General features: G+C 74.3%; 6 protein-coding genes. 3 read left to right on the top strand and 3 right to left on the bottom strand.

The window, feature by feature from the left end:
- Window positions 1-689 precede the first annotated feature (689 nt).
- From ACTIDRAF_RS0225070 to ACTIDRAF_RS0225060, 3 genes are all read left to right on the top strand, one after another.
- On the top strand, window positions 690-1,793 hold the full coding sequence (locus ACTIDRAF_RS0225070) for a thiamine ABC transporter substrate-binding protein (RefSeq protein ID WP_016701409.1): 1,104 nt from the start codon (window positions 690-692) through the stop codon (window positions 1,791-1,793).
- Window positions 1,790-3,433 carry an ABC transporter permease gene (locus tag ACTIDRAF_RS0225065; RefSeq protein ID WP_016701408.1) on the top strand — a complete coding sequence of 548 codons (1,644 nt, stop codon included), beginning with the start codon at window positions 1,790-1,792 and terminating at the stop codon, window positions 3,431-3,433. Before ACTIDRAF_RS0225070 ends, ACTIDRAF_RS0225065 begins: the two co-directional genes overlap by 4 nt.
- 82 nt (window positions 3,434-3,515) lie before the next feature.
- Window positions 3,516-4,556: an ABC transporter ATP-binding protein gene (locus tag ACTIDRAF_RS0225060; RefSeq protein WP_016701407.1), complete on the top strand. Its 1,041-nt coding sequence runs from the start codon at window positions 3,516-3,518 to the stop codon at window positions 4,554-4,556.
- A 138-nt stretch (window positions 4,557-4,694) separates the two neighbouring features.
- On the opposite strand, the gene ACTIDRAF_RS0225055 is transcribed toward ACTIDRAF_RS0225060, so the two are convergent.
- From ACTIDRAF_RS0225055 to ACTIDRAF_RS0225045, 3 genes are all read right to left on the bottom strand, one after another.
- The gene (locus tag ACTIDRAF_RS0225055; protein ID WP_016701406.1) at window positions 4,695-5,588 is read right to left on the bottom strand and encodes an ABC transporter permease; all 894 of its coding nucleotides are present in this window, start codon (window positions 5,586-5,588) and stop codon (window positions 4,695-4,697) included.
- Window positions 5,585-6,595: an ABC transporter ATP-binding protein gene (locus ACTIDRAF_RS0225050; RefSeq protein ID WP_425359135.1), complete on the bottom strand. Its 1,011-nt coding sequence runs from the start codon at window positions 6,593-6,595 to the stop codon at window positions 5,585-5,587. Before ACTIDRAF_RS0225050 ends, ACTIDRAF_RS0225055 begins: the two co-directional genes overlap by 4 nt.
- A partial coding sequence (locus tag ACTIDRAF_RS0225045; RefSeq protein ID WP_016701404.1) for a LolA family protein occupies window positions 6,592-7,653 on the bottom strand: 1,062 nt, incomplete at its 5' end. The genes ACTIDRAF_RS0225045 and ACTIDRAF_RS0225050, both read right to left, overlap by 4 nt.

Raw genomic sequence — 7,653 nt, 5'->3', positions numbered from 1 at the left:
GGGTGCCCACTCGGCGGGGGCTCGGGGCCTCGGGGCCGAACGACGACGTCCTCCCGGTTCAGGCCCGACCCGGCGGCCAGGCTAGTTCGTCGTGGGGGTCGCGGGCAGGGGAGCGGACGCCCGTCCAACATGGTGGGACCGGGCGGGGGTGCGCCGGCGGATTCGGTGCGGCCGGGGCCCGGGCCGGCCACCGCCCTCGGCGTGGTACGCCCACCAGAGTGCGTCCGCGTCGCCGTCCGGCGGCGAGCGGAGGGACCGGGTCGGGGTGACCGGCCTCGGCGACCGGTCAGGGCGGGACCCGAGGGTTCGGGCGGGGGCACCGTGCGGGTGGGCGCCGCGCACCGGGGCGCGGGCACGGGGTGGACGTCCGCTGACGGGACGACGCGGCCGCGCCCACGGCGCGCCGGACGGACGCGGCGGGTGACCCCCGCCGGACGAAGGGCCGTTACCCGGACCGGGTGCCCACCTGCGGTCCGGCGTCGGCGTAGGGTGTGTGCCGCCACGGGAGTCCGGTGCGCCGGGCTGAGAGGAGGGCGTGGCCCGTCAGCGGGCCACGACGAAGCCCTCGACCGTCCAGCGGGAGGAACCCGGTTCCTCCCATCACCTGATCCGGATCATGCCGGCGCAGGGAGGCCCCGCGTGACGGGTGGACGGCGGCCCACGCCCGGCCCACGTCACGGGAGGGTCGAATGTTCGGAGTCACCAGTTCAGCGGGTGCGTTCTCCACACGCGCCGATCGGGTCCGCCAGCGGGGCCCGGCGGTCGGTCTGGTGGCCGCCGTGGTCCTCACCGCCGGGTGCAGCGTCGTGGGGGGCGGCTCCGACGAGGGGTCCGACGGCTCCCGTTCCGTCGTGCTGGTGACCCACGACTCCTTCACCTACGACGAGGAGGTCGTCGCCGCCTTCGAACGCGAGTCGGGCATCGACCTGGACATCCGGCAGAGCGGCGACGCGGGCGAACTGACGAACACGCTGGTGTTGAGCAAGGACAACCCCATCGGCGACGTCGCCTTCGGCGTGGACTCCACCTTCGCGGGGCGGGCCCTCGACGAGGGGGTGTTCGAGGACTACCGGAGCCCGCACGCCGAGCAGGGCGCGGACGACTACCGGGTGGCCGACTCGGACGCGCTGACGGCGGTCGACGTCGGAGACGTGTGCCTGAACATCGACCGGGAGTGGTTCGCCGAGTCCGACGTCCCGGCGCCCACCGGCCTCGACGACCTGCTGGACCCCGCCTACCAGGACCTGCTGGTCGTGCAGGACCCCGCGACGTCCTCGCCGGGACTGGCTTTCCTGCTGGCCACCATCGCCCACGCCGGGGAGGACGGCTGGCGGGACTACTGGGCTGGTCTGCGGGACAACGGGGTGCGGGTCACCGGGGGGTGGACCGAGGCCTACACCCAGGACTTCTCCGGGTCGTCGGGGAACGGCCCCCGGCCGATCGTGGTGTCCTACGCGTCCTCGCCGGCCGCCGAGATCGGTGAGGACGGCACGCCGAGGACGGAGGCGCTGCTGGGCACCTGCTACCAGCAGGTCGAGTACGCGGGCGTGCTCGCGGGGACCGACAACCCCGAGGACGCGCGCGCGGTGGTGGACTTCCTGCTGTCCGAGCCGTTCCAGGCGCAGCTGGCCGAGTACATGTACGTCTACCCGGTGCGCGCGGACGTCGAGTTGCCCGAAGCCTGGCGGGAGGCCGCACCACTGCCCGAGGACTCGGTGACCCTCCCGGCGGACGAGGTGGAGAGCAACCGGGACGAGTGGGTCTCGGAGTGGCGGGACCTGGTCCTGGGATGAGCCGCGTCTCCCGGGAACCCCGCCCCCCGGGCACGGGGGTGGTGCCGGCGTCGACCCGGCGGCGGATCGGGCTGGTGGGGCTGGCGGTGCTGCCCCTGGCGTTCCTGGTCTTCTTCTTCGCCTGGCCGGTGCTCGCGATCATCGGGCGGGGGCTGGGCGAGGGCGGGGTGTCCGACATGCTCGTCAGGGCCCAGACCTGGCAGCTCGTCGGGTTCACCCTGGGGCAGGCGGCGGCGGCCACCGTGGTGGCGGTCCTCGCGGGCCTGCCCCTCGCCTACGTCACGGCTCGGCTGGCGGTGCCGGGCAGGGGCCTGCTGCGTGTCCTGGTGACGGTGCCCTTCGTCCTGCCCACCGTGGTGGTGGGGTTGGCGTTCCGCGCGTTGTTGGGGGACGGCAGCCTCGCCGGCATCGTGTTGGCGAACGCGTTCTTCAACGTGGCCGTGGTGGTCCGCACCGTGGGCGGGTTGTGGGCGCATCTCGACCGGCGGGCCGAGGACGCGGCCAGGGCGTTGGGCGCCTCCCGGTGGCGCGCGTTCACCTCGGTGTCCCTGCCGGCGCTGCGCCCGGCCCTGGGTTCGGCGGCCGCCGTCGTGTTCCTGTTCTGCGCCACCAGCTTCGGCGTCGTCCTCGTCATCGGCGGCGCCCGCTACCGCACGCTGGAGACGGAGATCTACCTGCGCACGGTGAACCTGCTGGACCTCTCCGGTGCCGCCGCGCTGTCCCTGCTCCAACTGGCCGCCGTCGTCGCGGCCCTCGCCGTGGGGGCGGCGGCGCGCCGCCGCCGGGAGGGCGCCTTGGCGTTGCGGTCGAGCGCGGAGACGACCCGACCGCCCAGCGGTGGGGACTGGGTGGTGGTGGCCGCTGCCGGTGCCGTGCTGGTGGGCCTGCTGGTTCCGCTGGTCGCCGTGGCCTGGCGGTCGCTGGCCACCTCGTCCGGCTTCGGCCTGGACGGGTACCGCGCGCTGGCGGGAGGCGGTGAGGGTGGTGTGCTCCGGATCTCCGTCCTCGACGCGGCCCTGAACTCGGTGCGCGCGGCGGTCGACGCGACGGTGCTGGCGATGGTCCTCGGCGGCCTGGCCGCGGTGGTGCTGGCCCGCACGAGGCGGGCCGGGGCCACCCAGCTGCTGGACACGGTGATGATGCTGCCGTTGGGAGTGTCGGCCGTCACCGTCGGCTTCGGTTACCTGGTGACCCTGTCCGCCCTGCCCAGCGGGTTGCGGGATTCCCCGGTGCTGGTCCCGTTCGTGCAGGCGTTGGTGATCACCCCCTTGGTGATCCGGATCATGCTGCCGGTGCTGCGGTCGGTGGACGACCGGCTCCGGCAGGCCGCGGCGACGCTCGGGGCGGGCCCGGTGCGCGTCTGGTCGGCGGTGGACCTGCCCATGTCGGCACGTTCGCTGGTCACCGCGGCGGGGTTCGGTTTCGTCATCGCCTTGGGCGAGTTCGGCGCGACGAGTTTCCTGGTGCGGCCAGAGACCATGACGCTCCCGGTCGCGATCAGCCGCCTCATCTCCCGGCCCGGCGAGCTGAACACGCTCGCCGCCTACGCGGCCTGCACGGTGCTGCTGGTGGTGACCGCGCTGGTGGTGGCGCTGGTGGAACGCATCAGGGTCCGCTCCGACACGGTCGGGGAGTTCTGATGGGGCCTTCGGGATCGGGCGGGGCCGCGCCCTGAGTGCTCGCGGGGACGAGGTCCCGGCGACGGGAGGAAGGTGGGGTGTCGTGACGCTCACGGTGCGGGGGCTCACGGTCCGTTACGGCGAGGTGCTGGCGGTGCGGTCGGTCGACCTGGCGGTGCCCGACGGCGGGGTGCTGGCGTTGCTGGGGCCGTCCGGGTGCGGCAAGTCGACCCTGCTGCGCGCGGTGGCCGGGTTGGAGACCGTCGCCGAGGGGCGGGTGTGCTGGGACGGCGTGGACCTGGCCGGGACCCCGGTGCACCGCCGGGCCTTCGGGTTGGTGTTCCAGGACGGCCAGCTCTTCCCCCACCGCACGGTCGCCGGCAACGTGGCCTTCGGCCTCCGGATGGCCGGCGTGGACCGGGCGGTGCGGGACGCGCGGGTCGCCGAGCTGCTGGAGCTGGTGGGCCTGGCCGGTTACGAGCGGCGGCGGGTGACCCAGTTGTCCGGCGGTGAGCAGCAGCGGGTGGCCCTGGCCAGGGCGCTGGCGCCCCGCCCCCGGTTGTTGCTGCTGGACGAACCGCTGTCCGCGCTGGACCGCGAGCTGCGGGACCAGTTGGCGGTGGACCTGGCCCGGGTGCTCGCCGAGACGGGGACGACGGCACTGGTGGTGACGCACGACCACGACGAGGCGTTCACCCTCGCCGACCGGGTCGCGGTGATGTCGGAGGGCGAGATCCGCCAGGTCGACGGCCCGGAGCGGGTGTGGCGGCGTCCGGCGGACGAGCGGGTGGCCAGGTTCCTCGGTTGTTCCCTGCTGGTGCCGGCGACGGTGCGCGGCGGGTGGGCCGAGTCGGTCCTCGGTCGGGTCCGGGTGCCCGGCGACGTGCCGGACGGGACGGTCCGGCTGGGGCTGCGGGCCTCGGCGGTGCGGGTCAGCCACGGGGGGCGGGGCGACGGGACCGGCGGGGAGGCCACCGGGGAGGTGCTGCGGCGGGTGCACCAGCGTGACCACGTCCGCCTCGTGGTGCGGGTCGCCGACGTGGGGGAGGTGCAGGCCAGCACCCCCTTCGCCGGGGTGCCGGAGGTGGGGGAGCGGGTCCGGCTCACCCTCGACCCGGATGCGGTGGCCGTGCTGGTCGGGTGAGGCGGGCGCGCGGGGCGGGGCGGCGGTTTCCCGAGGCGGGTGGACCGGTGCTCCGGTCGCGTCCCCTCCGCGCGACCGGTCCTGCCGCGTCCTCCCGCCGCCCCTTCGTGCCGTGCCCCCGGGGCCGACCTGGCCTGTTCACGAGTCCTTCGTGACCACCCGCAGCGTGGTCAGCGAGAGGCCGATCAGCAGGTAGCACAGCGCCCGCACCGACGACTCCCCCATCACGTCCAGCGCCATCGGGTCCCGCAACGCCTCCATGAGCGCCTCCTGCCAGCCGGTGGTCAGCAGGTAGGGGGAGAGGAAGCCCAGCGCGGGGATCATGCCGACGATCTGGAAGGTGATCAGCGCCCCCATCGCCCCTACCAGGGAGAGCAGCGGGTGTTCCGTGCACGCCGAGAGCGCCAGCGCCAGGGAGGCGAACGCGGCCAGCTGGAGCACCACGTACCCGGCGATGAGCGCCACCCTGCCCAGCCCGGCGCCGAACGGCAGCGTCGTACCGGACAGCGTCAGGAAGCCGCTCCCACCGAGCAGCACCAGACCGGTGACGGCCGCCACCAGGGTCGTCACCAGGATCGTGACGGTGATCGCGGCCAGGACGCCGACGGACTTCACCAGGACCAGCCGCCCCCGGCTGACCGGAGCGAGCAGCAGCGCCCGCAGGGTGCCGTGCGCGGACTCGCCGGCGAAGGCGTCGGCGGCGGTGAACGAGGCGGCGACGGGCAGCGCCATCGTCAGCAGCATTCCCATCGACGCCACCGGGAGGAGCAGGCCGTTGCCCGAGAGCAGGGCGACGATCCCGCCGCCGAACACGTCGTCGGACAGTGCGATGCCCACCCCGATCAGCACCGGGATCAGGGTGATCAGCCCGATCATGATCAGGGTGCGGGGGCGGCGCAGCACCCAGGTGATCTCCGATCGCAGTACCCGGAGCAGAGGGGCGGTGGTCCGCCCGGACCGCGTGCCTCCGAAGTCCGAGTCGGGGGCGAAGCCGGTCGCGGTACGTCCCGGGCCGATGTCCAGCGCGGTCACGGTCCCTCTCCCTCGGTCGTCGCGCTCACACCCTCGGTGAGCTGGGTGAAGAAGTCCTCCAGGCCGGCGCGTTCGCGGCGGACCTCGTGCACCTCGACGTCGGACCTGACCAGCGTGGCCACGACGCGGGGAGCGGAGGTCCCGGCGAGTTCGACCCGGACCCCCTCGGACGAGCGCCGCGCCGCCACACCCTCGGCGAGCAGCGCCGCCACCGCGGCATCACGGTCCGGGGTGGTGACGAGCAGGGCCGGCCCGCCCGCCTCCAGCAGGGTGGCCAGGTCGCCCTGGGCCAGCAGGCTGCCCCGGCTCAGCACCGCCACGTGCGTGCACACCGCCTCGATCTCGGCGAGCAGGTGGGAGGAGACGATGACCGTGGTCCCCGATCCCCGCAGCTCCCCGATCATCCGGCGGATCTCCCTGGTCCCGGCCGGGTCGAGCCCGTTGGTGGGTTCGTCCAGAACCACAAGCCTGCGGGGCACGAGCAGCGCGGCGGCCAGCCCCAACCGCTGCTTCATGCCCAGCGAGTAGCCCCGGTACCGCCGGCGGGCGGCGTCGGCCAGCCCCACCCGCTCCAGGGCGTCGGTCACGGCGGCCCGCACGGAACCGCTGGGGAGCAGGGGTTCCATCGCGGCGAAGCGCAGCAGGTTGTCCCGCCCGGACAGGAACGGGTAGAAGCCCGGGCCCTCGACCATCGCCCCGACGGCGGGCAGCACGTCACCGGCCCGTTCGGGCAGCGGCCGGCCGAGGAGTTCGACGGATCCCGAGGTGGGTGCCGTCAACCCGAGCAGCATGCGGATGGTGGTGGTCTTGCCCGAACCGTTCGGGCCCAACATGCCGAGCACCGAGCCGGCGGGCACGTCGAGGTCGACGCCGTCGACGGCCACCGTGCTGCCGTAGACCTTGCGCAGTCCCCTGGTGCGGGCCGCGTACTCGACCGGCGCACCCGGCGTGTCCTGGGAGGGGGTGGTGGCGGAACCCTCCGCCACCACCGCGTCGCGCGTCCTCACCGCTGGGCCGCCAACGCCTCGGTCAGGACCTGGACGGGCACCGCGCCGGCCGCGACCCGACCGTCCTCGACGAGCAGCACGGTCAGCAGGCTGGTCTCGACGAGGTAGCCCTCGCCCCACTCTCCGGTCACCCGCTCCCCGACCTGGTCCAGCAGCTCGGCCGGGTTCATCCCCGCCAGCTCGTCCTCGTCCCACTCGTCGGACCCGAACTCGTCGAAGGCGTCCTGGAGGTCCTCGGGGGACAACCCGATCGGGGACTGGGCGATGACGACGCTCTCCCAGCCTTCGCCGTGCAGGGTGGGCACGACATCCGCCGGTTCCACGCCCTCCGGCATGGCGCGCGGGGACTCCTCCACGGACGTCCCGGCCTCCTGCTCCTCGACGAGCGAGCCGGCGGGCGGGTCGAACTCGAACAGGGACTCGTCCTGCTCACCCAGGTCGAGTTCGGTGAACCCCACCTGGAACGCGGGGGCCTCCGTCCCGTTGGCGAGCACCGACACCCGCAGCGGCATGCGGGTGTCGCCGTCGACGGCGATCCGCACCTCCCGCACCAGGCTGCGCTGGTCCGGGGACGGGGCGAGGACCAGTTCGTACGCGGCGCGACCGGCGACCTCGGCGGTACCGTCCACCGCGATGCTGCTGTCCTCCCGCAGCAGGGCGGTGAGTTCGGCCGCCACCGACGCCGGATCGGTCTCGGTCAGCTCCGGGTGCCCCCCGGCGTCCCGGTGGGTACCGCCGCCGATGTCGGTCCGGGTGGCGGTGCGTTCCTCCGAGCTCCAGGTCCAGACGCTCCGCCCGTCGCCGACGAGGACGTCATCACCTCCCCGGCCGCGCACCGCCAGCCGGAAACGCTCCCCGCCGTCGGACCACACCTGCGCGGTGCTCGCCCCCGAGCCGACACCCGCCGGGAGTTCGAGCCCGGGGATGGTGGGGAGCCCCAGGTCGTTCTCCACCTGAACGGTTCCCCCGAGCGCCTGCGGCTGGACCGTCAGGACGGACTCGATCAGGTCCTCCGCGCTCACCTCCGGCAGCGCCGGCGACTGGCTCCCCCCCCCCCG

Origin of the sequence: Actinoalloteichus spitiensis RMV-1378 (assembly GCF_000239155.1) — a bacterium.
Lineage (GTDB): Bacteria > Actinomycetota > Actinomycetes > Mycobacteriales > Pseudonocardiaceae > Actinoalloteichus_B > Actinoalloteichus_B spitiensis.
This window is presented reverse-complemented; position numbering and strand designations above follow the sequence as displayed.

Coding starts and splice junctions, on each gene's coding strand:
- ACTIDRAF_RS0225065 (WP_016701408.1), top strand. CDS start 1,790: ATGAGCCGCGTCTCCCGGGAACCCCGCCCCCCGGGCACGGGGGTGGTG.
- ACTIDRAF_RS0225070 (WP_016701409.1), top strand. CDS start 690: ATGTTCGGAGTCACCAGTTCAGCGGGTGCGTTCTCCACACGCGCCGAT.